The organism is Streptomyces sp. NPDC054847, from assembly GCF_053610925.1.
Map to the genome: position 1 here is coordinate 1 of NZ_JBSGZJ010000797.1, position 1113 is coordinate 1113.

Annotated in this window: 2 pseudogenes; one reads left to right on the plus strand and one right to left on the minus strand. The window is 74.7% G+C overall.

Annotated elements, in window-relative coordinates:
* A pseudogene (locus ACWGH4_RS35310) lies at positions 1-188 on the minus strand (methyltransferase); the annotation flags it as partial.
* A 379-nt stretch (positions 189-567) separates the two neighbouring features.
* Between ACWGH4_RS35310 and ACWGH4_RS35315 the strand changes: the two are divergent.
* Positions 568-1113, plus strand: a pseudogene (locus ACWGH4_RS35315) (alpha/beta hydrolase); the annotation flags it as partial.

The window sequence follows — 1113 nt, forward strand, 5'->3', positions numbered from 1 at the left end:
GTGTCGGAGGCCATCACCGCCCGGTAATAGGCGACGTGGCCGCCGCGGTGGCGCAGCCGCAGCCATGTGTCCCGGCCCGCCCGGCGCAGGTAGGGCAGCACGCGTTGCGGATGCCGCAGCGCGTACTGCGCCTTGTGGCCGAGGCTCGACCGGTTCGTCGACAGACGGGATGCGGGTCGTTGCGGCATGACGGCCTCCGTGCCATCGGTGGGCGTCCCCCTTCCCGGATGCTAACCACGGGCGGCCCCGACGGCCGCGGGCTCACCCGTTCGGCACACACTCCACCCGGGACCCGACGCCACGGCCGTCCTTCTGCCCGCACGCGGTGCGCGCTCCCGCTGCACGCCGCCAGGACCGGAACGCCGCCCCGGCCGGCCGAGCAGGTTCTCGAATCCTTGCGCGTACCGCTCGGCGAACTCCCGCGCTGCCCCGCTCACGGCGAACCCCGGCCCGCACCTGCCGGCGAACACCTGCCGCACAAGGCGCCGCCTCCACGGAGGCCCGCGCACGGCCCCCGAACGGACGCCGTGCCGTGCGTCTCCGGCAGGGCCGCCAGAGGGTGAAGTCATGCCGTCCACACGAGCGATGTCCGCCGCTGTCCTGCTGTCCACAGCCACCCTGCTCTCCTGCTCCCTGACGGCCTGTACGCCGGCACCACAGGACGGCGACCAGGGCGGCCGCGGCGGCACAGCGGCCGACGGACAGGCCACAGGCCGGTTCCGGCAGCAGTCCCTGGACTGGAAGGACTGCCCGGCGCCCTCGCCCGTCCAGGGCGGCGGCAGGGCACCCGAGCCCCTGCCGGACGGCACCCGGTGGCAGTGCACCACCCTGCAGGCGCCGCTGGACTGGCGGAAGCCCTCGGGGGAGTCGATGGGCATCGCGCTGATCCGGGCCCGCTCCAGCGCCGACGCCGGCGACCGGATCGGTTCGCTCCTCTTCAACTTCGGCGGCCCCGGGGAATCGGGAGTCGCCACCCTGCCCGGCCTCGCCGCCGACTACGAGAAGCTCCGCTCCCGGTACGACCTGGTCAGCTTCGACCCGCGCGGTGTCGGCAACAGCCGGGGCGTGCGCTGCCTGGACGCCGGCGCCGCCGACGACGACGAAGTGGACGAC